Annotated in this window: 28 protein-coding genes; 15 read left to right on the top strand and 13 right to left on the bottom strand. The window is 42.4% G+C overall.

The window, feature by feature from the left end; genetic code table 11:
- Complete coding sequence (locus IGJ01_RS10535) at positions 1-177, bottom strand: hypothetical protein (protein ID WP_005235184.1); 177 nt, start codon at positions 175-177, stop codon at positions 1-3.
- Positions 178-629: 452 nt separating this feature from the next.
- Between IGJ01_RS10535 and IGJ01_RS10530 the strand changes: the two genes are divergently transcribed.
- Together IGJ01_RS10530 and IGJ01_RS10525 are read left to right on the top strand one after the other, a co-directional pair.
- Positions 630-998: a DUF7006 family protein gene (locus IGJ01_RS10530; RefSeq protein ID WP_005235188.1), complete on the top strand. Its 369-nt coding sequence runs from the start codon at positions 630-632 to the stop codon at positions 996-998.
- 278 nt (positions 999-1,276) lie between these two features.
- Positions 1,277-1,639: a hypothetical protein gene (locus IGJ01_RS10525; RefSeq protein WP_430601046.1), complete on the top strand. Its 363-nt coding sequence runs from the start codon at positions 1,277-1,279 to the stop codon at positions 1,637-1,639.
- Positions 1,640-1,689: 50 nt separating this feature from the next.
- Here IGJ01_RS10525 and IGJ01_RS10520 read toward each other — a convergent pair whose 3' ends face one another.
- Together IGJ01_RS10520 and IGJ01_RS10515 are read right to left on the bottom strand one after the other, a co-directional pair.
- Entirely contained in the window at positions 1,690-2,124 is a 435-nt protein-coding gene (locus IGJ01_RS10520; protein ID WP_008378623.1) for a MarR family winged helix-turn-helix transcriptional regulator, read from the bottom strand.
- Between the two features lie 58 nt (positions 2,125-2,182).
- The gene (locus tag IGJ01_RS10515) at positions 2,183-2,593 is read right to left on the bottom strand and encodes an organic hydroperoxide resistance protein (protein WP_034872372.1); all 411 of its coding nucleotides are present in this window, start codon (positions 2,591-2,593) and stop codon (positions 2,183-2,185) included.
- A 185-nt stretch (positions 2,594-2,778) separates the two neighbouring features.
- On the opposite strand from IGJ01_RS10515, the gene IGJ01_RS10510 reads away from it, so the two are divergent.
- Together IGJ01_RS10510 and IGJ01_RS10505 are read left to right on the top strand one after the other, a co-directional pair.
- Positions 2,779-3,054: a hypothetical protein gene (locus IGJ01_RS10510; protein ID WP_016620494.1), complete on the top strand. Its 276-nt coding sequence runs from the start codon at positions 2,779-2,781 to the stop codon at positions 3,052-3,054.
- Complete coding sequence (locus tag IGJ01_RS10505) at positions 3,051-4,010, top strand: SPFH domain-containing protein (RefSeq protein WP_005235198.1); 960 nt, start codon at positions 3,051-3,053, stop codon at positions 4,008-4,010. Before IGJ01_RS10510 ends, IGJ01_RS10505 begins: the two co-directional genes overlap by 4 nt.
- A gap of 65 nt (positions 4,011-4,075) precedes the next feature.
- Here IGJ01_RS10505 and mprF read toward each other — a convergent pair whose 3' ends face one another.
- The gene (mprF, locus tag IGJ01_RS10500) at positions 4,076-6,622 is read right to left on the bottom strand and encodes a bifunctional lysylphosphatidylglycerol flippase/synthetase MprF (RefSeq protein WP_005235200.1); all 2,547 of its coding nucleotides are present in this window, start codon (positions 6,620-6,622) and stop codon (positions 4,076-4,078) included.
- 2 nt (positions 6,623-6,624) lie between these two features.
- Positions 6,625-7,350 (bottom strand): alpha/beta fold hydrolase, encoded by a 726-nt coding sequence (locus IGJ01_RS10495; RefSeq protein ID WP_005235202.1) that lies wholly within the window; start codon positions 7,348-7,350, stop codon positions 6,625-6,627.
- 266 nt (positions 7,351-7,616) lie between these two features.
- Here IGJ01_RS10495 and IGJ01_RS10490 point away from each other — a divergent pair, with 266 nt between their 5' ends.
- The 3 genes from IGJ01_RS10490 (at position 7,617) to IGJ01_RS10480 (ending at position 10,019) form a co-directional block, all read left to right on the top strand.
- Positions 7,617-8,642, top strand: coding sequence for an NAD(P)/FAD-dependent oxidoreductase (locus tag IGJ01_RS10490; protein ID WP_430601045.1), 1,026 nt, complete (start codon positions 7,617-7,619; stop codon positions 8,640-8,642).
- 199 nt (positions 8,643-8,841) lie between these two features.
- The gene (locus IGJ01_RS10485; RefSeq protein ID WP_086332491.1) at positions 8,842-9,717 is read left to right on the top strand and encodes a cation diffusion facilitator family transporter; all 876 of its coding nucleotides are present in this window, start codon (positions 8,842-8,844) and stop codon (positions 9,715-9,717) included.
- A 131-nt stretch (positions 9,718-9,848) separates the two neighbouring features.
- Positions 9,849-10,019 carry a hypothetical protein gene (locus IGJ01_RS10480; protein ID WP_005235207.1) on the top strand — a complete coding sequence of 57 codons (171 nt, stop codon included), beginning with the start codon at positions 9,849-9,851 and terminating at the stop codon, positions 10,017-10,019.
- 114 nt (positions 10,020-10,133) lie between these two features.
- Here the strand turns inward: IGJ01_RS10480 and IGJ01_RS10475 are convergent, their stop codons facing one another.
- Positions 10,134-10,397, bottom strand: coding sequence for a hypothetical protein (locus tag IGJ01_RS10475; RefSeq protein WP_086317413.1), 264 nt, complete (start codon positions 10,395-10,397; stop codon positions 10,134-10,136).
- A 171-nt stretch (positions 10,398-10,568) separates the two neighbouring features.
- Here IGJ01_RS10475 and IGJ01_RS10470 point away from each other — a divergent pair, with 171 nt between their 5' ends.
- The 8 genes from IGJ01_RS10470 to IGJ01_RS10435 all read left to right on the top strand — a co-directional run bounded on the left by IGJ01_RS10470 (position 10,569) and on the right by IGJ01_RS10435 (position 18,001).
- Positions 10,569-11,054, top strand: a complete 486-nt coding sequence (locus IGJ01_RS10470; RefSeq protein WP_244731955.1) for a GNAT family N-acetyltransferase — start codon at positions 10,569-10,571, stop codon at positions 11,052-11,054.
- Positions 11,055-11,360: 306 nt separating this feature from the next.
- Entirely contained in the window at positions 11,361-12,659 is a 1,299-nt protein-coding gene (locus tag IGJ01_RS10465; protein ID WP_005225702.1) for a PTS sugar transporter subunit IIC, read from the top strand.
- Positions 12,660-12,686: 27 nt separating this feature from the next.
- Positions 12,687-12,938 carry a hypothetical protein gene (locus tag IGJ01_RS10460; RefSeq protein WP_005235223.1) on the top strand — a complete coding sequence of 84 codons (252 nt, stop codon included), beginning with the start codon at positions 12,687-12,689 and terminating at the stop codon, positions 12,936-12,938.
- Position 12,939: 1 nt separating this feature from the next.
- Positions 12,940-14,034, top strand: a complete 1,095-nt coding sequence (locus IGJ01_RS10455) for a DUF871 domain-containing protein (RefSeq protein ID WP_035006620.1) — start codon at positions 12,940-12,942, stop codon at positions 14,032-14,034.
- Positions 14,035-14,038: 4 nt separating this feature from the next.
- Complete coding sequence (locus IGJ01_RS10450; protein WP_244731953.1) at positions 14,039-15,151, top strand: amidohydrolase/deacetylase family metallohydrolase; 1,113 nt, start codon at positions 14,039-14,041, stop codon at positions 15,149-15,151.
- Positions 15,135-16,241: a DgaE family pyridoxal phosphate-dependent ammonia lyase gene (locus IGJ01_RS10445; protein ID WP_008378592.1), complete on the top strand. Its 1,107-nt coding sequence runs from the start codon at positions 15,135-15,137 to the stop codon at positions 16,239-16,241. The genes IGJ01_RS10450 and IGJ01_RS10445 overlap by 17 nt, the downstream gene beginning before the upstream one ends.
- On the top strand, positions 16,238-16,987 hold the full coding sequence (gene dagF / locus IGJ01_RS10440; RefSeq protein WP_086316296.1) for a 2-dehydro-3-deoxy-phosphogluconate aldolase: 750 nt from the start codon (positions 16,238-16,240) through the stop codon (positions 16,985-16,987). The genes IGJ01_RS10445 and dagF overlap by 4 nt, the downstream gene beginning before the upstream one ends.
- A gap of 9 nt (positions 16,988-16,996) precedes the next feature.
- On the top strand, positions 16,997-18,001 hold the full coding sequence (locus tag IGJ01_RS10435; protein WP_244731950.1) for a sugar kinase: 1,005 nt from the start codon (positions 16,997-16,999) through the stop codon (positions 17,999-18,001).
- A 106-nt stretch (positions 18,002-18,107) separates the two neighbouring features.
- On the opposite strand, the gene IGJ01_RS10430 is transcribed toward IGJ01_RS10435, so the two are convergent.
- The 7 genes from IGJ01_RS10430 to IGJ01_RS10400 form a co-directional block, all read right to left on the bottom strand.
- Entirely contained in the window at positions 18,108-18,686 is a 579-nt protein-coding gene (locus tag IGJ01_RS10430) for a TMEM175 family protein (protein WP_034872253.1), read from the bottom strand.
- A 99-nt stretch (positions 18,687-18,785) separates the two neighbouring features.
- Complete coding sequence (locus IGJ01_RS10425; RefSeq protein WP_280517182.1) at positions 18,786-19,346, bottom strand: TetR/AcrR family transcriptional regulator; 561 nt, start codon at positions 19,344-19,346, stop codon at positions 18,786-18,788.
- Positions 19,347-19,348: 2 nt separating this feature from the next.
- Positions 19,349-20,272 (bottom strand): phytoene/squalene synthase family protein, encoded by a 924-nt coding sequence (locus IGJ01_RS10420; RefSeq protein WP_244731947.1) that lies wholly within the window; start codon positions 20,270-20,272, stop codon positions 19,349-19,351.
- Complete coding sequence (locus IGJ01_RS10415) at positions 20,262-21,749, bottom strand: phytoene desaturase family protein (protein WP_422705892.1); 1,488 nt, start codon at positions 21,747-21,749, stop codon at positions 20,262-20,264. The genes IGJ01_RS10420 and IGJ01_RS10415 overlap by 11 nt, the downstream gene beginning before the upstream one ends.
- A complete protein-coding gene (locus IGJ01_RS10410; RefSeq protein WP_005235241.1) occupies positions 21,746-22,462 on the bottom strand; it encodes an ABC transporter ATP-binding protein in 717 nt (238 codons plus the stop codon). The genes IGJ01_RS10415 and IGJ01_RS10410 overlap by 4 nt, the downstream gene beginning before the upstream one ends.
- 11 nt (positions 22,463-22,473) lie before the next feature.
- Positions 22,474-23,538, bottom strand: a complete 1,065-nt coding sequence (locus tag IGJ01_RS10405) for an ABC transporter permease (RefSeq protein ID WP_244731942.1) — start codon at positions 23,536-23,538, stop codon at positions 22,474-22,476.
- Positions 23,539-23,854: 316 nt separating this feature from the next.
- Positions 23,855-24,502: an HD domain-containing protein gene (locus IGJ01_RS10400; protein ID WP_244731938.1), complete on the bottom strand. Its 648-nt coding sequence runs from the start codon at positions 24,500-24,502 to the stop codon at positions 23,855-23,857.
- Positions 24,503-24,519 lie beyond the last annotated feature (17 nt).

Genomic DNA, 24,519 nt, shown 5'->3' with positions numbered 1-24,519 from the left:
TTAACTTTGGCGGCTTTTCGCAATTTTTAAAACTAATGATAGGCCTGCTAAAGCAAAACTGCCGTATTTAACGAATTTTTCCAAGGATTCTAAGGTTTGCTGTTTTTTGTGTTTGCAGTCTGGACAGCTTTTTTCATGGGCATTCATTTTTTTTCCACATTTACAATGACTCTTCATCTGTGATCCACTCCTCGTTTCGTTTTATTTTGATGACTTTCTATAATTTAATTATACATGTTGTATAAGGTTCTGTCTGAAATTATGCTGTGTAAGACGTTTGTTAAAATGAGAAAAAACCTACGTTTATTGGCGGGCGTGGAAGTGTGTAATTGCGAGGCTATTGGCAGTTACAGAGCCCGATGGGTAGGAATCGCTATAGATAAAAAAGGAAGGAAATCTGACAATTTTCTCATTTTCGATAGGTGCTGAATCGCTTTGCTTATCAGTTTAGCAAAATTTTGCTATTGTGGAGTAAGATTAGGGGACAAGAAAATACGCTTCTCTTTTTTTTCTATATTCTATCCTTAATCTGAGAACGAAAATCACCGATAGTATGCTATATATAAGAACAAGGAGCCATCCTTGACAATGTCGAATATGGCATTTGAATGAAAGGATTGATGAAATAAGTGATTTCTTCAATAATTTATACCGATACAAAGGCTTATTTAGATAAAGTGCTAGACCAAGCACTGTTGGATCTACTAAAATCTGATTATCCTAAAGTCTATGAACACGTGCAAAACTTGATTGTTGCTATGGAACAAACGATCCAACAAATTGACAGCACAAATTTTTGGCGGTTGATGCCGGAAATTTTAGGCTATGATTCTCGCTTTGTTTTGTTGAACTCGCTGCAATTGTCAGAAGACAAACTGTTGACGGAAATCGAGATTATTCAGATGATCGAACGTGATTTTCCGAATTTGAATAAAGAATTTTGTGGCTATTCCTTAAAAGAACAAGAGCATGAGAGTTTGATCTTCAGTGTTCAATAAACACTTCTCGTAGGAATATCAAGTAGAGTAAGAAAACGACTAGCTGATCTAGTCGTTTTTTTTTATCAAGAAAAAGAATAATTAAACATGTTATTTATCATTAAAATAAAAATTATTTTGAAATTATGAATAAAATAGATTATTATTGGTATATAATCCTTTTAGTGAAAGAAAAAACAATCGAAAAAAGGAAGAGGAAAGCCAGCTGACTGAAATAGCTACGATTGTTTTAATTTAGAAAATAAGAACCAGCCTCATCGGCATGGAAAGGAGCAATTATGGATTACTTGAGTTTTTCAAAAAAAGAGTGGGAAGTCTTAGTTTGTTTTTGGGCTGTGGATGAACCTCTGTGCTGTACAGAATTTAGTGAACGTTTCGGCTTAAACCGTAACACATCACTGTCCGTGATTCGCAAGTTAGTAAACAAAGGAGTTCTGGAGATTGCAAGTATCAAAATGAGCGGATCAGTCTTGGCTCGTCGCTTTCAGCCAGCTGTAAGTGAATTGGAGATATTACAGACAGGCCTAACCGATGACCAGATTTTTGAATTAGTGAAAATCGCCATCAGAAAAATCGAAGATCCTGAACAATTAACCCAGTTGCTAAATGTGATTGGTGAATTGGAAACTAAAGCTTCTTAAAGAATACTCGTTTGCATGATAAAAAAATGATCCGCTGTGAAAACAGCGGATCATTTTTCTTGTTCTTGAAATTTTTGTACCATTTTTGTCGTCAATTGATGGAGCACGGACAGTTCTTCCGGTTCAAGAGGCAAGAATTCGGTCACTCTGTAGGGGATCTCTAACGCTTGTTCATGGAGCGCTTTGCCTGAGTCAGTCAATGTGACCCGCAAAGAACGTTCATCGTCTTGATTTCGATTTCTTGCTAGGTAGCCTTTTGCTTCAAGCTTTTTTAAAACCGGTGTCAGTGTGCCAGAGTCGAGACATAATTGCTTCCCCAATGCTTTGACACTGATCGCTTCATCTTCCCATAACACCAACATCACTAAATATTGGGTATAGGTCAAATTCAACGGGTCCAGTAAGTCTTTGTACTGTTTGATAATTTCTTTTGAAGCGGCGTATAGAGGAAAACACAATTGGTTTTCTAACGCTAAGACATTCATGTTTTCACCCCTTTTTCTAATATCCGCCTCTTATCATAGCTGTTTTTTCAACGAAAGTCTACTCGCTAACGGCTTTGACAGTCACTTCAATGTTGCCAGCTGTGGCTTTTGAATAAGGACATACGGTATGAGCGATCTCAAGCAATTCTTGTGTTTCTTCTGTTGACAATCCTTCGATTTGACCTTCGATCTCAACACCCAAGACAAAACTGGATTCGCTTTCTGCGTATAAGGTCACTTGTGCGCTCACCGTAGAAGCACCATCGATTCCTTTGCTGCTTTTCACCAATTCAAGGGCACTGTTGAAGCAAGCACTAAAACCAGCTGCAAAAAGTTGTTCTGGATTGGTAGCATTTTCGACACGTTTGCCAGGTGCAGTGATGTTTAGCTCAAATGAATGATCGGGACTGTGTACTTCTCCTGAACGGCCACCAGTGTTGATCATTTTAGTCGAATACATTTTTTTCATCATTTCTTCACTCCTGATTTTTATATTTTGTACAATTAAATTGTATGCAATTTAATTGAAAAATGCAAGGAATTGGTTTTCGTTCTATGTTTTTTTTCTAAAAAAAACCGGAATCAGCATAAGTTTACTGTTCTCTTGGGTGAAACGTGCTATCATAGTTAGTAACACTTGTAATAGATTAACAAATGAGTTTGAAGCTTCAAATTTACTGCATGAAGGCAAAGAGGGTGAAAATCATCGTAGATTATATGGAAAAACGAGCGGTAGGGCGCTATTTTCGATCGTTGACGGATCATTATTCAGGCTATATACGGCTTTATGGCACCTATACAGAATATCGGGTGATTGCAGGGATTCCTGCTGAAAATGTCATGTTAGAGATTATCGGGGTTGAAAACGGTGTCTTATTGACCCGTGTAAACAATACATTATTTGAAAATGGAAGAGGGTTTTTACAATGATCATTATCCAAATTATTTTAGTTATTTTAGTATTAGTGATTCTGATTTGGCTGATTGCAAGCACTGCTGTGATCGTTCGTCAAGGGGAAGTCAAAGTTGTCGAAAGTTTTGGGAAGTACGTTCGAACGTTGGAACCAGGGCTTCATTTTCTTGTTCCGATTTTGTATACAGTTAGAGAAAGAGTGTCCTTGAAACAGATTCCTTTGGAGATCGAACCCCAAAGTGCAATCACAAAAGATAATGTAATCGTTCAAATTGATGAAGCAATCAAATACCATGTCACAGATGTGCGTGCCTTTGTCTACGAAAATGAAAACTCCGTTGTTTCAATGATCCAAGATGCCCAATCTAACTTGCGGGGAATCATCGGGAAAATGGATTTAAATGAAGTTTTAAATGGGACTGAAGAAATCAACGTAGCATTGTTTACTTCAATCAAAGATATCACGGCAGGCTATGGGTTAGCGATCGACCGAATCAACATTGGGGAAATCAAAGTTTCGCAAGAAATCATTGAATCAATGAACAAATTGATCACTGCCTCTAGAGACAAAGAATCGATGATCACAAGAGCCCAAGGTGAGAAATCTTCTTCAGTCTTGAGTGCAGAAGCCAAAGCTTCTCAAATGACGATTGACGCCGAAGCCCGAGCGGAACAAACTCAAATCGATGCCGAGGCGCGGGCAAAGCGTGTACGGATTGATGCCGAGGCGGAAGCAGAACGAATCGCGAAAATCACTGAAGCTGAACGCAAACGGATTTTAGCCATCAATGAAGCAATCAAAGAAAGCCAGCTCGACGAGCGCTCACTATCATATCTAGGGATCGAAGCCTTCAGAGATGTGGTGAATAGCAATACCAATACGGTCATTCTGCCATCAAATATGACGGAACTGGGAAATATTCCAGTCGTCAAACAACTTTGGGAAAATGCACCATCTAAATCGGCTGAATAAGTTAAGCACAACAATTGAAAAAGGTTCCCATACTCCGAAAAGAAAGAGGAGTATGGGAACCTTTTTTACTTCGTTTTTTCCGCCGATTGATTATCGACGATCAAGAGGGCCATCATGACATACCCGATCCAACTATCCCGAGAGTATAAAATGTAGCGAGGGGACCAAGAAGCGGCATATTTCTGTTTGTATTCGCGTAACCCTTCAAAAGAATAGAAACGAGAACCAAAGGTGTAAACGAGATAGGCGATCCGCTCTTGCAAGAAACTGCTGCGGAAAGTACCAACGTTGGCTAATGGTGCCATGCCTAAATCAAATTGTTGGTAGCCTTGTTCTTTAAAATAGTCGAATAGCTGAATAAACAAGAAATCCATCGTTCCATTCGGCGCTTTTTCAGGATCGTGGCGCATCAAATCAATGGATGCTAGGCCTGTTTGATAGGTGGGCATAAAGGAAGCGAATGCGACGATCTCCTGTTGCTGATTACGGACGACAGCAATTGGTGCGGTGCTTAGATAGGATTCTGAAAAGAACCCAAGGGAGAACCCTTTTTCTTTCCGTCCATCTAGCCAGTTGTCAGAAATTTCCTTAAGCGTTGCAAATGTTTCGGCTGAAAAGGGTGGGGTGAGCACATCAAAAGTAAAGCCTTCTTTAGTGATCTTATTGTTCAATGCCCGCTGTCCCTTCATTTTCTTTCCTGAGAGGGTGAAGCTAGGTAGATCCACATAAGCTTTCTCACCGAATTTGATAAAGTCATACCCAAATTCATGCAGCAGCATCACCATTTCTTCACTACTTTCATAAAAGACCGGCAGATAATTCCATTGATCCATTTCTGTTAAGAAAGTTTCCAGTGCCTGTGGAAAGTCTGCTTGCTTCCCAGAAGGATCCCCCATGACTAAACATTTGTTATTAAAGGTCGTAAATTGAAAAAAGACCGTCGGCTCGCCAATTTCTGGATACACGTATACTTTCTTGTCTTTTAGATACACCAGATGGCTGTCGCTGTTGCCACCGTAAGTATTTAAAACATGTTTCACTTTATCAGTGGCAGCACTGACGCCTAATTGGTGTTTTGGTCCCATCAAGTACCGGGCAAACAGCAGCATCGCAATGGCGACGAATAAAATCGCAACGAACCCTTGCAGCCATAATTTTTCAGAAGGGAAAAGCAAAAAATCCATCGAATGGTGATGCGTTGGATGTCGATTGATATGAGGCATATTGTAGACCCCGATAATGACATAGAGGATCGTCAACGAACCAATTAACAAACCATCGATCGTCAGCCATTCCCACGAGAAGACGAGTTGTTTACGGAACAACTCGCTTTTTGAAAAAATCATGATTGCTAATAATAATAGAAGAAACAGCATGGTCGAAAAACGGAAGCCAGCAAAAATAGCATAACCGATTGTTGCTGCAATCAACAAAAGCGTCGGCACGTACGCGCGACTGACACGGGCAGATATCCCTCGACCGGCAATTAAAAAGAGGTAACCGAGAAAAATACTCGGGTACTGCATCACAAAATTCAAGCGAATCGGATTGAGGTGGGCTAACCATTTGATTTGATCAAAGGCTTCTGGAATCGTGGCGGAGAGCACCAACATCGTTCCCGTCAAATAAAGCAGCAACACCTCGATCTTATGGAATACCTCCAACAATAAGCTTTTGGGGATACCAGAAAAGCGCTGGTTGAGGGAGACGCCGACATTTTTTGAGAAAAAAAGCAAACCGATCAAAAAGGGAATGATGTAATAAAACAGGCGGAAAAGCAACAGCCAAGCAATGACACTTTCACGGGGAATCTGCAGTGAGCCCATTCCCATGATCATCATTACATCAAAGGTTCCAAGTTCTCCGGGAATCATCGAAACGATCCCAATCACGGAGGCAGCGATGAAAAGTGGCAACAATTGAAACACATCCACCGAGATGCCCATCAAGAGACCAGTCGTAAAGAAGGCTGCAAAAACACCTAGCCATTCTAATAAGGAAGCGGCGATCAACTGCAGACGATCACGCCGTTGCAGTCCACCTAAGTAAGCATTTTTTTTGGAAAAACTAAGGGCATAGACAACTGGAAAATAAAGACTACCGCCTAAAAGCCAGATCCAATACTGTTGCAGATAATCTGTCGTTGGACCAAATAAGACGAAGGCTAGTGCAGCAAGGGATAAAATCGAAAGACCAGACATCAGGTAAATAAAAATCTTCGAAATTGCTTGGGCAACTTCTTTGCCTTTTTTTCCTTTGCCGTAAAATTCCGAGCGTAATCCGATGCTGATGAAGCCGCCGAAGCCGATTAAGTTGTTCATAGTGTTGATGATCCAGCTGGTTTCCAGCAAATAACGGCGATCAGGTTTGTCCCCTAATAGGCGGTTCAAGACAATGTCATATAAGACCATTGGCAAGACACATAATAACCCAATGACAGCCATTAATGCCACTCGCCAAAGTGCCAGTTGCGCAAACAACTCTTTTAATTGATCAATGGAGATCGTCTTGCTTAATGAAAGCAGTTCGCCCAACACGATCACGGCTACTGCAATCAAGAAGAGTGTTTTAAACAGTGAGCGGTGGTCGCGGAGCCAAGTAAAGATTCTCATAGTTATTCACCGACCTTTTCTAAAAAAGATAATACTTTCGTGTTAAATACCTCTGGATTCTTTCGTGCAAAACTATGTCCTTGTCCTTTGACGACGATAAAATTGGACTGAGGGATACTGTTTGCAATATAAAAAGAATGGGAAAGCTTGATCGAATCACGTTTGCCGACCAAAATCAATGTCGGCACACTGAGGTGATTCAAATCGGCTGTAGATAAACCGATTGGACGAAACAACAATCCCAAAATAGGGAGAAAGCCCCGCATTCCTTTTGAGAATGGGGAACAAAGCCAAACGATCAGATATTGCAAGACACTCCCCATTCGAGAAAAGAGTCTAACTCCCCGTGGCTCAGTATTGCCCGAGTTTAAAATCATACAACTAACATACTCAGGGTAAAGATGACAAAAGACCATTGCTAGATTAGCCCCATCACTAAATCCTAATAGGGCGATTTTAGACAAATTTTCTTGCTGAATGATTGCTAAAAGATCCGTTGCCATTTTAAAAAAATCGATCTTTTTCTGTGTGTTAGTGGACTTGCCATGCCCACGGCTATCGATTAAGTACAATTGATGTTTTTGTCGCAATGCGTCGACCTGCTTTGAGAAATAGGCACTGCTACCGCCATTTCCGTGCAATAAAAAAAGAGGGCATCCTGAACCGGTTTTTTCGTAATAGAGGACAGACCCATCCGGTAAGGGTGCGTAACATTTTTCAACTTTCATTTTTTCACCTACTTTCTAAGAGTATACCTTGAAGTCAGTAGCTATCACAAACATATCACTAGATAAAATGAGAAAAAATAACATTCTACTCATTTTTTCTTTAGCAGATATTTAGGAAAAGGCTTTTTTCTTTACAATGTAAATAAAAATAATCGGCTAAGTTAATTAATTTGTTTTCAGAAAATTCTTTACAAACACGTATTCGTTGACTATAATCGAACTAACTAATTGAGAATGATTTTCATTTATGAGAGGGAGGCTAGCCAATGACCACTATAGCAGATGTTCTGATTATCGGAGGAGGGCCCACGGGGCTTTATGCGAGTTTTTATGCTGGATTACGTGATCTATCGGTCGTATTGTTTGAAGCACAAGCCGAATTAGGCGGGAAGATCAATTTTTATCCTGAAAAAATGGTCTGGGATGTGGGTGCATTGCCGCCAACCAAGGGGAAGAAAGTCAAAGAACACTTGATTGAACAGGCTAAGTTGTTTGATCCAACGATCTATCTGAAAACGAAAATCATCGAATTGACCAAGGAAGACGATCTTTTTTATGCAGTGGATGACCAAGGGAGGACCCATGTTGGACGCACCGTTTTAGTTTGTATTGGCGGCGGTGTCGTTTCTCCGCAAAGATTGCCTTGTTTCATCCATAATAATGTCGACAACTATATCCACTATCAGTTTCCTGACCAGCAAGCGATCCAAGGCAAACATCTTGTGATCTCTGGCGGCGGGGATGCAGCAGTTGATTATGCGATTGAAGCGGCGTCTTATGGGGCAAAAGTTTCGCTTTGTTATCGGGGCGAGAAATTGAAGGCCCATGAAGCACAAGTAAAGAAGATGAAAGCAGAAGGGATTCAAGTGCTGATGAATCACACGATTGACGGGGTGAATCAAGCCGAAACCTTCAATATGGTTCTAAGATTAAAAAACATTGCTAACCAAGAAACGATCGATTTTTTATGCGATCATTTGTTGATCCAACATGGCTATGACCGGGACAGTTCCTTGTTAGATAAAGTTTCCTTTGATCTCGCGCGTCATGAAGATTTTTATTTGAACTGTGAGATTCCAACAAAAACCAGCCATCCCGGTGTGTTTGCAGCTGGTGACATCCATTACTTCAAAGGCAAAGTGAATCTTTTGGCAGGCGCCTTTCAAGATGCTGCGCAAGCAGTCAACCAAATCAAACACTATTTAGAGCCGACCAGTGTCCCACAGGCGATGGTTTCTTCCCATAACGAGAAATTCAGTGAAAGAAATCGACAGCTGCTGGTGAACGAGTAGCAGCGATTCTTTGTGAAAGAAAAAAAGCAAAAAACAGGATTCCCTTTGGTGTCCTGTTTTTTGGTAGCCTCAGAACAGAAATTCGTTTCACTAGAAGTGAATGTTTGCCACTCCTAAAAAATAAAATCTCTCAAATAAATGATGCAATTGATGAAAATTTCAGCTATTATTTTCAAGTTGACTAATTGGAGGGGATGACATGAATCAAACAAGATATGCAGAATTAAAACAAGCAGAAAGAGGCGCTATCTTAAGTATCGTTGCCTACATTTTTGTTTCCATCGCCAAACTAGTTATTGGTCGTTTGGCAAACTCTGAAGGATTATGGGCGGATGGATTAAACAATGCGACGGATATCGTAGCTTCTATCGCTGTTTTGATCGGTTTGCGTTTGGCTCAAAAGCCAGCAGATGAAGACCATAAATATGGTCATTGGAAAGCAGAAAATGTGGCGAGTCTCGTAACATCCTTGATTATGCTGGCGGTCGGTCTGCAGGTTTTATGGTCCTCCATTCAAACGATTCTACTCGGTGAAACGCAAAGTCCCGATATGATTGCGGCAGTCGTCGGTATCATTTCAGCTATTTTGATGTATAGTATGTATTACTACAATAAGCGATTATCCGCTCGCGTAAAAAGCTCCGCTTTGCTAGCAGCTGCTAAAGACAACCGCAGCGATGCGTGGACGAGTATTGGAACGGCGATCGCTATTTTTGCCGCCTCATTTGGTATCGGTTGGTTAGACAGTTTGACTGCGATCGTGGTAGCTCTTTTGATTATCAAAACCGCCGTTGACATTTTTCGCGAGAGTGCCTTTTCACTTTCTGATGGGTTTGATGAATCGTTAGTCGTGGAGTATGAAGCGGCAATCGCTGGTTTTTCTGAAGTGAAATCTGTTAAATCGATTCGAGGAAGAATGTATGGTGCCAATGTTTTTCTCGATGTCGTCGTGACGATGGACAAATCTTTGACGGTTGAAAAGAGTCATAACGTGGCAGATGCTATTGAAGATCTCTTAGCTGATCGTTTTCAGGTGTTTGATACCGACATCCACATTGAGCCAGCTACCGAATAAATTTTCTGGCAAAACCTTGGTAGGACAAGGATGTAAACCACCCGTTTCCTGTTTGTAAACTGAAAAGTTCTTACGGAACCTGCTCATTCATGGCAAACTAGAGGTAACAAAGGAAGAAAGTAGGGAGCCCTATGAATAATAAGCAGGTAGTAGAAAATGAATTAGTTATTTCTTTAGATAAAATGGATGAAACAGAAATGATGGCAATTTGCCAACAATATATTGCGGCTATCGATGATAGCCAAGTCCTCTTCGCTTTACTGAAAAAAGTTCAAGCCTCTAAAGCAGCAGTAAGCAAATAAAAAAAACCGGCATCTTATGCATTGATGTTCCCCACAGCGAAAGCGAAAGGAGCATTGATCAACAGGAAAAGATGCCGGTTATTTTTTGATTCGTTCAAGTCTTTTTAAAAACTTTTAAAGGACGTTTAATAGTGCGGTTAATTCATAGACGAGCAAAGAGGCTATTCCTAAAGGAATAATGCGTCGAAATATAATCTCTTTCAAGCGCTTGCCTGCTTGTCGTTCTTTTTCATAGTTAGGATCATGAGCGTGTGCTTTAAATTGCTGAGGAGAACGAGAAAAGATCGAGCCATTGGTCATCGATAAAACCCATCCAATCAACACCATGAAGAAAGAAACAAAAATGATTGCCAATAAAAGTAGTTGTAAGAGTTGCATCATATTGCTACCTCCTTTTTGTAGCTATTTTTTCACTTCTAGTTTACCATCTTTTGAAACTTTTAGGGATCTTTATTCAACGTGCCCTTTCTTTTTTTTGTTCTTCCCTTATAATAGAGATATTTATAAGCGAGTTTCTGTTTCGCACAGCAACAGAGAGAAGGGATTCTTATGGCAATTACACAAAAAATCATTCAATCACCAGAAGACTTCCAAACGTTGGATCGTTTGATCAAAGAAATCTGGCCAGAAGTGTTTACACCAATCATTGGTTCGGATCAAGTCGCGTATATGCTGGCTCATTATCAATCACCAGCAGCGATTCAAAACGAAGTCCAGCAAGGAGCCGTCTATCTTTTACTAATGGAAGGTAACCAAGCAGTGGGGTATACAGCGTATGAAGAAACGCCGCAGCAGATTTATTTAAGTAAATTGTATCTCCACCAATCCACTAGAGGCAAAGGCTATGCCAGCCAAGTCTTTGATTGGTATGAGGAAATCGCCTCAGGCAAAACGTTGCATTTAAACGTCAACAAACAAAATCAGCAGGCGATCGCTGTTTATGAACATCGCGGCTTTGAACGCGTTTCTGAACGCACCGTTACGATTGGTTCGAGATTTGTTATGGATGATTTTATTTATGAGAAGAAAGTATAATTAAGTAGAAAATTCATTTGATAAAACAAAAAACATTAAATGAATCAAGAATCTTATTTTTGATTTTAATATCGTGCCTATTGGGAAACATTGCCAATAGGTTTTTTTGTATCTAGCTAATTCTAAAATTCCTTATCAACATATAAATTTTTAAGTCGTGCTACTGTGTAAAATTACAATGAATAAATGTTCTTTTGAGCTGTTAAAATAGTTTCGTCTATTCGTAAAAAACATATTTACTCCCAGGAAGCACTGTGCTATTATCCTTGTATAAACATTATAATGTTATAAACTAAGGAGGCAATTATGAAAGGGTTTGTAGAATTTATTGAACAGAAGTTGATGCCGATTGCAAATAAAGTGGGGATGCAACGGCACATGGTAGCGATTCGTAAGGGGATCATCGCTACGTTACCATTAACGATTGTTGGGTCTTTCTTCACGATCTTACTGAATTTTCCCATCGAATCAGTCGCTGCGGTGATCGAACCGTATCGGGAAGTTTTGGATATTCCCTTTCGTTATACAGTCGGATTATTGGCATTATATGCAACGTATGGGATTGCTTCATCGCTAGCCAAAAGCTATAAGCTGGATTCATTGACTGCGGGTATCTTAGCAACGATGTCCTTTCTTGTAACCGCTGCACCACCGTTGCGAGTCTTTGATTCTGTGGAAGGCATCATTGATGCGGGACGTTATATCAATGTGGCAAATTTAGGGTCAGGCTCTTTGTTTGGCGCGATCGTCACGGCGATCTTGTCCGTTGAAATCTATCGTTTCTTTATCGTAAAAAACATTACCATCAAAATGCCAGATGGTGTGCCACCAGAAGTGACGAATTCATTTATGGCGTTGATTCCTGGAGGAGCCATCCTGATTTTGTTCTGGGTGATCCGTCATATGCTCGGTTTTGATATCAATGGCTTTTTAAGTAACTTGTTGATGCCGTTAAAAGATGTGCTAGCGGGTAACAGTTTGTTTGGTGGTTTATTGACTGTCTTCTTGATCTGTTTCTTCTGGGTACTGGGAATTCATGGACCAGCCATCATGGGTCCTGTCATTCGTCCCTTCTGGGATATTTCCATCGCTGAAAATATGGAAGCCTTCCAAGCATCTGGCAATGCGCATGAATTGCCTAATATTTTTACGGAACAATTTTTACAATGGTTCGTATGGATCGGTGGAGCCGGTACGACCTTAGCGTTGGTCGTTTTGTTCTTCTTCTCCAAATCAAAATACTTGAAACAATTGGGCCGTTTGTCCATCTTGCCAGGCCTATTCAATATTAATGAACCAGTGATTTTCGGTGCACCGATCGTAATGAATCCGATCTTAGGCATTCCTTTCTTGGTGGCACCGTTGATTACGACAACGATTTCTTACTTCGCTACCATTACGGGCGTCGTACCGATGATGGCTGCCAGACTTGGGTTTGCCATTCCAGCACCAATCGCCGCCTGGATGAGTACGGACTGGAGTATCGCAGCAGCGATTTTAGTGATCGTCAACTTCTTTATCACACTCGCAATCTATTACCCATTCTTTAAAGTCTTTGAGAAACAGCAGATTGCCCGAGAGCAAGAAGAAGAAACAGCCGCTTAAGCAAAACAAAAAGAGTGAGGTGCAAACATGGGGATTTATGCCATTTGTTTATTTTTTGGTTGTCAAATTTGGCTAACAAAATCAGCACAAGGGAAAAAAATTCAAGAAGTGCCGTTTTGGCGGATGCTTTTGTTCGGGATTCTTGGCGTTGCTGCAGCGATCCTACTGAGCCGTCAGTTTCCGTGGGGACCATTTTTGACGATGACGGCGACGATTGTTTGCAGTTCGCTTTTACTGACACGTTTTACTGCTTTTTATGAAGAAATGAGGATGAGATAAGTTGAAAAGAAAACTAGGAGTATCGGTGTATCCCGATCACAGTGATTTTGAAACAGATAAAGCCTATCTGCAATTAGCCCATGATTATGGCTTTAGCCGCATTTTTATGAGTATGTTGGAAGTGAGCGACGGCAAAGAAAACGTGCAGAAAAAATTTAAAGCGTTGATTGATTTTGCCAAAGGATTAGGCTATGAAACGATTTTAGACGTGGCACCAGCCATCTTTTCTGAACTAGGCATCTCCTATGATGACTTGACCTTTTTCCATGAACTAGGTGCCGATGGGATTCGTTTAGATTTAGGTTTTGACGGCAACAAAGAAGCGATGTTGACCTACAATCCCTTTGGTTTAGCTGTTGAATTGAATATGAGCAATGATGTGGCGTATTTAGACAATATTTTGACCTATCAAGCCAACATTCCTTACTTATACGGCTGCCACAATTTCTATCCACAAGAAGGGACTGCCTTACCCTATGATTTCTTTGAAAAATGCAGTCGTCGTTTCAAGGAAAAAGGCATTCGAACCGCCGCATTTATCTCTTCTCAAACGGGAACGATCGGACCTTGGGATATCAATGATGGCTTACCGACCTTAGAAATGCACCGAAGAATGCCTGTAGAAACTGCCGCAAAGCATTTGTTTGCCACAGGCTTGATTGATGATGTCATTATCGGCAATGCTTATGCTTCGGAAGCAGAATTGGCGGCACTAGGAGCGATTGATCGCTACCAGACGGCATTTGCGATTGAATTTGTGCCTGAAATCAATGAAGTTGAACGCCGAATCGCCCTTGACGAGCAGCATTACCGCCGAGGCGACATCACTGACCGGATGATCCGTTCCACAGAAGTTCGTAAAAAGTATAAGAACCATGACAATCCTGCCCATGACCACGAAGGCGTCTTTCAACGAGGGGATGTTGTGATCGGCAATGATCGTTTTGGCAAGTACAAAAACGAGCTGCAAGTAGTGCTAGAGCCTCACTCAGACCCACGAAAAAATAAAATCGGTTCGATCGTCGAACAAGAGTTAGTTCTGCTGCCCTTTATCCATCCTTGGTCGAAATTCACTTTCACAGAGAGGAAGGTGTAACGAAATGTTTGATTTGATTATTCGTCAAGCCCGCACGATCGATGAAGAAGTATTTGATATTGGGGTTCAAGACGGCAAAATCACTGCTTTGGCACCCACGTTGAAGGAGCAGGCGAAACAAGAGCTGACCTTAGCAGAAGGGGAGTTCTTGTCAGCTGGTTGGATCGATGACCATGTCCATTGTTTCGAGGAAATGACGCTCTATTATGATTATCCAGATGAGATCGGTGTCAAACGAGGCGTCACGACCGTTATCGATGCGGGGACGACTGGCGCCGAAAATATCCATCGGTTTTATGATTTAGCCAAAGAAGCCAAAACCAATGTCTTTGCTTTAGTCAATATTTCCAAATGGGGGATCGTAGAGCAGGATGAACTTGCGGATCTGTCAAAAGTCAAAAAAGAATTGGTCAAAGAAGCGCTGCAGAAGTTTCCTGACTTTATCGTCGGAATCAAAGCCCGAATGAGCAAAACGGTGATCGGCGAAAATGGCATCACGCCGTTGAAATTAGCCAAAGCGATCCAAGCTGAAAATCAACCGTTGCCTCTGATGGTCCATATTGGTTCAGCACCACCGAATTTAGCAGAGATTCTCGCTGAATTGGAAGCAGGTGATGTGGTGACCCATTGCTTTAACGGCAAAGCCAATGGGATTTTGGATCAGACGAACCAAACCATCAAGCCTTTCGTCTTTGCTGCCTATGAAAAAGGCTTGGTCTTCGATATTGGTCATGGGACAGACAGTTTCAATTTTGATGTGGCGGAGACGGCCTTTGCCAATCAGCTAAAGGCTTCTTCCATTAGTACGGATATCTACATCCGCAATCGTACCAATGGACCTGTTTTTGATTTAGCGACGACTATGGAAAAATTAGCGGTCGTAGGGTATGATTGGCGTGAGATCATCGAGAAGGTGACCAGTGCCCCTGCGAAGCAATTTCATTTACAGAACAAAGGCGAGATCGCATTGGGATATGATGCTGATTTTACGATTTTCCGCTTTGAAGAGGGCGAAAAGGAATTGACGGATTCTAACGGCAATCGCCGAATCACGACACAACAGATCGTGCCGCAAAAAGCGGTGATAGGAGGGGAACTTTTTGACACTGAATATTGAAGAACTAGGCTTGAAAGAAGTCATCAATGCTTCTGGCAAAATGACGATTCTAGGTGTCTCGAAAGTCAGCGAAGGCGTGCTTGCAGCCCAGCGCTATGGCGGGGAGCATTTCTTTGAAATGGCAGATCTAGCAGAAAAAACCGGTGCCTATTTAGCAAAATTGTTGAAAACGGAAGATGCGCAAATCGTTTCTTCCGCTTCGGCGGGAATCGCCCAATCAGTGGCGGCACTCATCGGTCAAGGAGACAGCTATCATTTGTACCACCCATATAGTGAGAAAATCAGCAAGCGGGAGATCATTTTGCCCAAAGGCCACAACGTAGATTATGGCACACCGGTGGAAGTGATGGTGGCGCAAGGCGGCGGAAAAGTCGTAGAAGCAGGCTATGCCAATATGTGCACACCCGAGCACATTGAACAGATGATTACGCCCGAAACGGCGGGGATCCTCTACATAAAGAGTCATCATACCGTTCAAAAAAGTATGCTGACGGTAGCAGAAACGGCCCAAGTTGCCAAGGCACACGATCTTCCATTGATCGTTGATGCGGCTGCTGAGGAAGATTTGTTTGCCTATACCCAAGCAGGTGCTGATTTAGTGATCTATTCAGGTGCGAAAGCACTGTCAGGACCAAGTGCTGGCTTAGTGATCGGCAAGCAGCCCTATGTCTCTTGGGTGCGCCTGCAATCCAAAGGTATTGGTCGAGCAATGAAAATCGGTAAAGACAATATTCTCGGATTTACCCAAGCCGTGACGGATTATCTAGCGGAGGGAACAGAATCTGGCGCTTCGATGCAAGAGCGCCTACAACCATTTATTGCGGCAATCAATGAAATCACTGGTTTCGAAGCAAAAATCGTTCAAGACAGCGCCGGCAGAGACATTTATCGAGCGAGTGTCAAAGTGAAAGAACCAAGTGCCAAAGCAGTGATCGACGCGCTAAAAGCGGGAGAACCAGCGATTTATACCCGTGAATACCAAGCCAATAACGGCATTATTGAATTTGATATCCGAGCAGTCAATGAACAAGAAATGGCAGTGATCACCGATCGCTTACAAGAAATTATGTTAGGAGCAACCCAAAAATGAAAACTTCACCCAATTATTTCGCTGACCGTGTCTGTCTGAATGTGTTAGCAAACTCTATTGAAAATGCGAAAGCTTGTTATGAAGCAGCAGAGGGCAACATCGTCCTAGGTGTTTTATCAAAAAATTATGCTAGCGATGAGGCAGCCATCGTTGACATGAAAACCTATCAAGCGGCAACAAATAATGCCCTTTCTGTTGGACTTGGTGCTGGCGACCCCAACCAAAGTGAAATGGTCTCCCGAATTTCCGCTGTTCTACAGCCACAGCATGTTAACCAAGTGTTCACGGGAGCGGGGACCTCACGAGCTTTGCTAGGACAATCTGAAACGATCGTCAATGCCCTTGTTTCACCAACGGGAAAAGTCGGCTATGTCAATATTGCTACTGGACCATTGAGTTCACAAACTCCAGCTGCAGAAGTCCCCGTCGAAACAGCGATCGCTTTATTAAAAGATATGGGGGCTAGTTCTATCAAGTATTTTCCAATGAAAGGGTTGGCTCATAAAGCAGAGTATCAAGCAGTAGCAGAGGCTTGTGCTGCGAATGATTTTTATTTGGAACCGACCGGCGGCATCGATTTAGAAAACTTTGAAGAAATCTTGCAGATCGCTGTTGATGCAGGAGTGAAAAAAGTCATTCCACATATTTACAGCTCGATCATCGATGGCGAAACAGGGGACACACGCCCTGAAGATGTACAGAAATTAGCAGAAATGACGAAAAAGGTGTTGGCAGCAGCCAAATAGGGGGGATCAATGATGCGGATCGGTGCTTACGGTGAGGTAATGATGCGATTGACGCCACCAGAATATCGAACACTGGAACAGACCCACTCTTTGCGGATGGATTTTACAGGAACAGGGGTCAATCTGTTAGGCAATTTGGCGCATTTCGGCTTGACCACCTCGATGCTGACACAAGTGCCAGCCAACCGTTTAGGGGATACGGCGAAAGCCAGCTTGCGTTCCTATGGGATTCAAACAGCATTTGTTGGCAAAAAATACAGCCATATCGGCAGTTATTTCGCCGAGATCGGCTACGGCGCTCGTCCGACTTACGTGACTTATCAAAATCGCCATCATAGTTCCTTTGGCGTTTCAGGTCCAGAAGAATATGCCATCGATGGATTTCTAGAAACAGTCGATCTCATTCATATTTGCGGGATCTCTCTTAGTTTGACTGAGAGAACCTGGCAAACTGCATTGGCTTTGGCGAAACAGGCCCATGTAAAGCAGATTCGCGTCTGCTTTGATTTTAACTTCCGCCCAAGCTTGAATGAAGAATTAAATCGGGAGGTACTAAAACAACGGTATGAAACGATTCTACCTTATTGTGATCTAGTTTTCGGCTCTGTCCGTGACTTGGAGGAGCTGCTGGCATATCCCTTAGAGGAAACAGAAGGCGCCGAGCTTGCGTTGATCCAATCCTTTATTGACCAGTATCAACTAGAATGGTTCTGCGGGACACGCCGTCTATCCGTGGAAGACAAGCAGTTTATCAGTGGAAGAATCATTACGGCGCAGGATGCCTATGAAACGGCACCGCAGCTGCTGCAAGTCTTGGATCGGATCGGGGCAGGGGATGCCTATGCCGCTGGTGTATTATTAGGCTATGCCGAAAAATGGTCGCTCCAACGCACCGCTGATTTTGCAATCACGAATGCTGTATTGGCTCATACGATGCTGGGAGATGTCCCCTTAACCACCAAAGAACAAGTGGAACAAGTCTTACAGGCACCAGGGAAAGACTTGATTCGCTAGAAAAAACACTTGCATCCTTCTCCTAAAAGCGATGGATGATTGCGCAAAAGCAGCCGATTGTTCTGCTTTTGCGCAGTTATCCATCAGGAGAAGGACGCAAGTGTTTTTATTGTTTTAAAAAGGTTTCTACTTTTTTCTCAGGGATCACCCACAACAATAGCACGAGACTATCCAGCGTGATGATAAGTAGTGGATGGACCAGCCAGCCGAGGAGCAATGCCAGCACGTTGATAAACAACGTAAAGTAGAGTTTCTTGTATCCGCGAAACAGTTCTACGATGGCTTGATTGTCAGGGTTGGCACGCACCAAGGACTTTCCTACAAGGAAATAGCTGAAATCCGTCAATAAAATGACAGCTCCGTAAAGCAGTTGAGGGGCAAGAGCGACTGGATAACGACTGACCCATGACGTTACAAAAGGAAAGAGGGTTAGTGCCAGGATCAATAAATGATTCGCCCACAAGGTCCAACCGTCGATTTTAGATACTACTTGAAATAGATGATGGTGATTGTTCCAGTAGATCGCTAACATCACAAAGCTGATCAAATAAATAATAAATTGCTGTTCCACTCCTAAAAAAGAAGCAAAGGTATCGCCTTCGGGCTGGTGCAATTCCAATACTAATAAGGTCATTACGATCGCAATGACCGCATCCGTAAAGGCTTCGATTCGATTTTTTGACATGTACATCCATCCTTTTAAGTTTCTGTTTACTGGATCAGTGTACGCGATTGTCAGAAATTCGTCGAATGATTATTCTCGGGACAAAAGCCAACGTTCCAGCTATTTCGCAATTGGCCCATTGCCTAGTGCACCGAATAAAAACAAATCGATCGCTTCTGGCATTTTGTCTTCTTTTCCCGGTGAGTCCAAGTGAGCCGCCATCAGCACTAACAACTGACTGGTGACAAATTCTGGATCGACATCCGAACGAAGTTTGGAATCACTGCGACGGAACAAGTCAAGAAACGGTTCTTTGTAATTTTTCCGCCAAAGCAAGTACAGTTTTTTTGAAGTGTCCTCAGAAACGGTATGCTGAATGTCGTGCATCATCATATAAAAATTGATGCGATGCCGACTTCTTAAAAAAAGAAACATGTTTAAGATTTTTTCAGAGATCGTCAAGGAAGTATCTTCAACAGTCTGATTTAGTTTTCCAGAAACCTCTTGTGCCAAAGAGACCATCACTTCATAATAGATGGCTTCTTTGCCTTTGAAGTGATAATAAAGATTGGGTTGGGTGATGCCGACGGCTTCTGCGATCTGTCTAGTAGAAGTTGCTTGATACCCCTGCTGCATAAACAGGTTTTCTGCGACTCGTAATATTTTTTCTCGCAAGTTCAAAGTCAGCCCTCCCAACGTTCCTGACGAAGCATTTTTTTCGCGGTAAACAAAAGTTGGATTTTCCGTTGTTTCGGTACCGCTGTTTTTTCAGCAAATACTTGATAGTTGTTTTTGCGGATCACAGTCAAGATTTCCCGATAGATCAAAGCAGCTGCTAATAGAGCTTCACGGCAATCTTCATCGATTTGCGGCATCATGACAAAAGATTCCTGATAAAGCGTCTCAGCAAGTTGCGCTTCGTGTTCCCACATCTCGATAAACTGCTGGTTTTGATTGCCAGCTGCTAATGCCTCTCGTGAAAGGTTGAATTGCGCCAAGACCGTTTGTGGCAAATAGATGCGGCCCATTCGCAGATCCTCGCCAATATCACGTAAAATATTGGTGCGTTGCATCGCTTCACCCAATTTTATGGCGGGCTCTTGAATCGCAGCGGCTGTTTGTGAGAGAATCGGCAAGAGCATCAGACCCACACTGCCGGCTACGTAGTAACTATAGTCGGAAAGCTCTTTTTCAGAGGTGGGCTGCTGGAAGTCAAGGTCTTGTTTTTGTCCCACCAATAGATCGAAAAAGGGTTGAAACTGTAGGTCAAACTGTTGGAAAGAAAGGGTCAATGCCCGCCAAATGGCTTCATCAGGATCTTCTTCCTTGATGGCTTGCGGCAAGTCAATCGCATCGCCGGTTAATAGTTCTTGTATTTCTTCCAAGCGTTTTTTCATGGCTTCGATCAACGATGGGTCATGCTTTTCATCGACGGCATCATCGGCACGTCGGCAAAAGGCGTAGACGGCATAGACGGCGCGTGCTTTGTCTTTTGGCAATTGAGAAAAGGCGGTATGAAAGTTTTTCGAATGCTTTTTTATGATGGCCTCACAGTATAAAAAATCATTGTCGTATTCATCAAAGACGCTTAATGATTTAACGGTCATCTTTTAACAACTCCTCCACAGCTAACTTGGCACTTTGCATCACGATTGGCACACCCGCTCCCGGATGCGTACTGCTGCCGCAGAAGTATAGGCCTTCTGCATAATCAAATTTATTATGGGGACGATAGTAATTGCTTTGCGCCAAGGTTGGTTTCAAGCCAAATGTCGCACCGTTGTAGGCATTGAACCGATCATTGAACGTATCTGGCGTATACATTTTTTCATACACGATGTGTTCATCGATATCCGTAAAGATCGTTTTTTCTTTTAATAATCCAATGATCTGCTGGCGGTAGCTTTGGATCGTTTCATCCGTCCATTGATCAAATTTAGATAATTCAGGTACTGGGACTAAAACATAAAGACCTTCTTGACCATCAGGTGCTAAGGAAGCATCTTTCAGGGTTGGACGATACAAGTAGAAGGAAGGATCTTCTGGCAGCTTGCCAGCCTCGAAAAGATCGTCTACATTGCGTTTGAAATCATTGGCAAAATAAATGCTATGGAGTGCGCTATCTTCATATTTTTTGTCCAGTCCTAAATAAAGCAAGAAACAAGAACAAGAGTAATCCATCGAAGCGATTTTTTGATTGGTATATTTGCCGCGTTTTGATTCATCAGGAATCAAGCTTTCCATAGCATAAGGAAAATCAGCCGCACAAATCACAGCATCTGCGGTGATCGTTTCTCCATTGACACGAACGCCTTTGGTTTGCTTGTTTTCGATCAATAATTCATCGATTGGGGTATTGTAATGGATCGTTCCGCCTAATTCTTGGAACAAACGTGCCATACCAGTGGCTAACGTATACATGCCTCCTTTGATGAAATAGACCCCATACATTAACTCGATCATAGGGATGATGGTATAAAGGGACGGCCCTTGGTAAGGGGAGACACCGATATACAAGGTTTGAAACGCCAATGATTTTCGCAGGCGATCATCTTTGACAAATTTAGAAATGGAAGAGTAGGCGTCACTAAACGTTCGCAGCTTTAACCCTGCCCATAATGATCTGGGATTGTAAAAGTCTCGCCATGTCCGAAACGACTTGGTGATGAAGGACTCTTTGGCGATCACATAGCGTTTGTAAATATCTGCTAAAAAGGCAAAATAGCCTTGTGCATCTTCTTCCGAGATCGCTTCTAGCGTTTTGGTCAATTCTACTAAGTCGTTTGAGAAGGTCAGCGGTTCGTCTTGAGCAAAATACAGCTGCAGCATCGGATCGACTTTCTCCATAGGAATATAGTCATTCGGATCAACGCCAGCAAATTCAAATACTTCACGATAAATTTCCGGCATCATCACGATGGTGGGTCCCACATCAAAGGTAAAGCCGTTTTCCTTGATCTGATTCATTTTGCCCCCAGGTTGACCTTCTTTTTCGTAGAGGGTGACGTCATAGCCAAGTTTTTGCAAACGGACAGCAGCAGCTAATCCTGACACGCCCGCACCGACAACAATAATTTTTTTCATGCTTGCTCCTTCTGCGAATCACTTGATTCGGCTTCTTTTTTCGTGTGTTCTTTTTCTTCTAAAACGCCATCCTTCATGACGAGGACCCGATCACAATAATCTGTCAAACGGGTATCATGGGTCACCATAATGGTGGCTTTTTGTTTTTCTTTGGTTTCTTTTGCTAAGATTTTGACGACTTCGACGGCTTTTTTTGAATCAAGACTCGCCGTTGGTTCATCTGCCAAAATGATGGTGGGATCATGATAGAGCGCTCGGGCAATAGCCACACGCTGCCTTTCACCACCAGATAGTTCATCGGGGTATTTGTTCTGCAGCTTTTCAATCCCTAGTTGTTCAAACAATTCAGTAGCTGATTGCTCTTGGGGTTCTTTGCTGACCTTATCCACCAATTGAAGTTGCTTTTTGACCGTCAAAAAAGGGACAAGGTTGGAAGCTTGTAAAATAAAGCCGATCTTTTTGAAACGAGTTTTTGCCCGTTGCTTTTCTTTTTGTTTACTAAAAGGTTCGTCATTGATAAATACTTCGCCTTCAGAGGGAGCTTGTAGACCACCGGCAATCGTCAGAAAGGTACTTTTCCCAGAGCCGGAAGGACCGATGATGGCGACAAATTCGCCTTTTTCTACCGAAAAGTTGGTTTCTTTCAAGGCTTCAATCGTCGCGTCCCCATCTTTAAATGATTTTTTGACTTGTTTGAATTCAATGGCACTCATGTTTTTTCCTCCTATCCGATTGCTTTCAATGGGTCGATTTTTACAATCGTTCGCACCGAGAAGAAAGCACCTAGCATCGCGATCAGAATCATCATTACACTGATACTAGCAAAGAATAATAGATTGATTTGGAATGGCACTGCCGCAGGTAACACGAGGGCGGTACCGATCGTTGCCAACCCACCGATCAAAACACCCGAGGTGGCCAACAAGAACGTTTGGGCGATCACCGAAAAAGCAATGTAGCGGCTAGAGATCCCTTGGGCTTTCATGACACCGAAAATTTCTGATTTTTGCATCGTTAGTACATAGATAAAAATACCGATAACGATGGCAGCGATCACGATCAAGAACCCGATCATAAAGCCAAAGGTCAGCACTTGTGCGTTGTAACCAGGCAATTCATTAATAAATTTGCTGATATCCGTAGCGACTAGATCATCTGGCACTTCTTTGATTTTGCCACGAGTTACGATCGCGTTGATACGGGCATTTTCTGAATCATCTTCTTTTTCAAAACGAATTTCTTGATAGGCACCGATCGAGGTGTAGAGGACCGGAGCAACACTGAAGCGGGCGTTATCTGTAAAACCGACGATTTTCAATTTTTTGTCACTGCCGGCTAATTTGATGGTGTCACCAATGGAAATCCCGTATTCTTCCTCAATGCTGCTGTCTGCGACCGCTTCATCATCTGACGCAAACATCTCGCCATCGATAATATTTGGTGTTAGAAATTGATCTGGATCAATGCCGAAAAAGGTGACATCGACTTTTTCACCGTTGTCTTCTTTAGTCACTACCCCAGCGGTTTGCGCCAAAACAGCTTTTTCTGGTGCATCGACTTCGTCATAAAGACTGCGAGGAAGCATCGACATGTTTAAATTATCATTTGCTTCTTCAGTCAACAAAATTTGATCTGCCTCCCATTTGTCGACCGCCATCCGATTATCTTGAGCCAACCCATACGCTAAGCCAGTTAAAAAAAAGACCAGATAGGCGATTAAAAACATGACCCCTGTGACTAGGGCGTAACGCAATTTGGAATGGCGTATTTCATTGATTGCCAAAAACATAACGATTCCTCCTATTATTTTATCACTTGATAAAATAAAAATACCATTTTTTTTATTTTCAGCAAACTATCTTGCTTACAAAGAGTAAATTCGGTGAAAAAAGGAAGGTTATTTAGAAGGGCATCTGTCGATTGAAGAAAACCAATTACTGCTCTTTTATTTTGATAGAATCGTTTGAGCAATGAAGGAGAGGGGCGACTTCCGTGAAAAAAGAACTAGGATAACAGTAAAAGCCCTCTGATTCAGCGCACGCAAACACTTGGCGTATTTTGAAATCAGAGGGTTTCTATTTAAAGTCTGGTGCTGGATCAAAGTGTCAATCGTCAGTTTCTTTGCTTGTAGCGATAACTAACGGCACGATTTTTTCAAAGGTGTGGCGGAAGCTTTCAGGTTGTGCTAATTTTTGATAAATGATCGCCAAACCGTCTTGGTTTTTGCGATAATCCAACCAAACCTTCAGCTCACTTTGAGGACCATATTTCTTTGAAATGTACTGATACGCTTCTTGGTGCAATTGTTCTAGATCTGTGAGTTGCTTTTTCTCATAAGCAAAAAGCAAGGTTCGCTTGAGGATTCGCTCAAAATCTAAGTCACGATCGGCTTCGGAAATAATTTTGCCATAAAGCGAGCGAGGCTCATAGGGCAGCGAAGCACGATGGTCTTCTACTGCTTCGCCGATCATTGAAATGACTGGAGGAGAGAAAAAGTGTGGCAACACAGCATCTTGTTCAACGATCTTGCGGGAATTGCTTTCGTGGTTTTTGCGGCCATAGAGCAAGCCGATATCATGGTAGGCAGCTACCGTATAGACGATATTCAGGTCAACAGGCAATGTTTCAGCAATCTCAAAACTATTTTGGATCACTTGGTGGACGTGCGCTGGGGAGTGACTGCTATCCAATTGGTTGTATTGTGGGATGATGGAGCTTTCAATATAGTGCTTTAGTTGTGAATCAATCTTCATTTGTCTGGTTCTCCTGC

It is taken from the genome of Enterococcus sp. AZ089 (assembly GCF_050547225.1).
Taxonomy (GTDB): Bacteria; Bacillota; Bacilli; order Lactobacillales; family Enterococcaceae; genus Enterococcus_D; species Enterococcus_D entomosocium.
The sequence above is the reverse complement of the archived record's forward strand: the minus strand, read 5'-3'. Positions and strand labels throughout refer to the sequence as shown.